Genomic DNA, 1,450 nt, shown 5'->3' with positions numbered 1-1,450 from the left:
TGTAATAGGCCCAAAAAGTTGGACACTTTTGGGGCTTTTACTATGTCTAAATTAAATAAACAACAAAAACTGGAAATTTATCATGATTGGAAATTGAAAGGATTACCTGTCACCTTTATTGCCTCGCAGCGAAAATTAAATGCAGGAAGTTTAGATTATATGATTCACCTGATTGATCGTTATGGGATTGGAATCTATGATCAGCCTAATGAGACTTTTACCAAAGAATTTAAAGAGCAGGCGATCGAACAAGCTTTGACAGGACAACAATCCATAACTAAATTATCATTAGAATTAGGTCTAAGAAGCTGTGGTATCTTAAATAATTGGATTCGCGCATACAAAGAAAACGGGTATAATGTCGTTATCAAGAAGAAAGGACGAATTCCTGCCCATGAACAACGACCAGAAGACCCGCAAGCAGCTGGAAAGAGAGATCCGAAAGCTCAGGCAAGAAAACTTAGAATTGCGTATCGTCAATGCTTACGTAAAAAAACTAAACGCCTTGGATCAGAAACAGCGAAAGAAATAGCTCAGGCAATCACTGAACTAAGGCAAACCTTTGGGGGTCAGCTTGGAATACGTATTAACAGTAATTTCTAAACGCAAGGACCTGCCACAGATTGCCAGGAGCACTTATTACGATGCACTTGCAAGACCGGTTAAAGGAATCAAACATCCTGAACTAACCAGCAAAGTTAAAGAGATTTATCAATATCATAAGGGCCGCTATGGTTATCGCCGGATTGTCTTACAACTTTTGAAAGAAGGTTGGCAGGTAACCGAAAAGCAGATCCGTTACCTAATGCATAAAATCGGTCTTAAAGGTCTACGGCGCAACAAGCGTAAGTATTCCAGCTATAAAGGCACGATTGGTAAGCTTGCTCCTAATCTAATTCACCGTAATTTCTTTGCCATTCGGCCTGATATGAAATGGTACACGGATATTAGCGAATTCCACCTTAATGGTGAAAAGCTTTATTTATCTCCAATCCTTGATGGCTGTGGTGGTGAGATTGTTTCTTATGCGATCTCCAGACATCCAAATATGGATTTAGTGCTGTCTATGCTTAACAAGGCTTTTGCCAAGCATAAGGCTCTTAACGCTTGTGTTTTCCATACTGATCAAGGCTGCCAATATCAAAGCCGGGCTTACCAACGAGCACTAGAGCTGCATGGCATTACGCAAAGTATGTCTAGAAAAGGCAATTCGATGGATGATGGTTTGATGGAAAACTTCTTTGGCCTGCTTAAAACAGAAATGTTCTATGATCAGGAAGATAAATACCACAACCTCCAAGAATTAGCTAAAGCAATTGAAGAATATATTAAATACTATAATCAAGAAAGGATTAAGAGCAGACTAAAAGGCTTAACCCCGATAGAATATCGGAATCAAGCCCTAGTCAGCTAAAACAAATGTTTGTCCAATTTCTTGGGCTCACTACAT

At 39.3% G+C, this 1,450-nt stretch carries 1 pseudogene; it reads left to right on the top strand.

Going from position 1 to position 1,450, the window contains the following annotated elements:
- Positions 1–216 precede the first annotated feature (216 nt).
- A pseudogene (locus FC77_RS08500) lies at positions 217–1,414 on the top strand (IS3 family transposase); the annotation flags it as partial.
- Positions 1,415–1,450 lie beyond the last annotated feature (36 nt).

Source organism: Lactobacillus acetotolerans DSM 20749 = JCM 3825 (assembly GCF_001436775.1).
GTDB lineage: Bacteria > Bacillota > Bacilli > Lactobacillales > Lactobacillaceae > Lactobacillus > Lactobacillus acetotolerans.
Note: the sequence above shows the minus strand (reverse complement) of the source record. Positions and strands in the feature narration are given on the sequence as shown.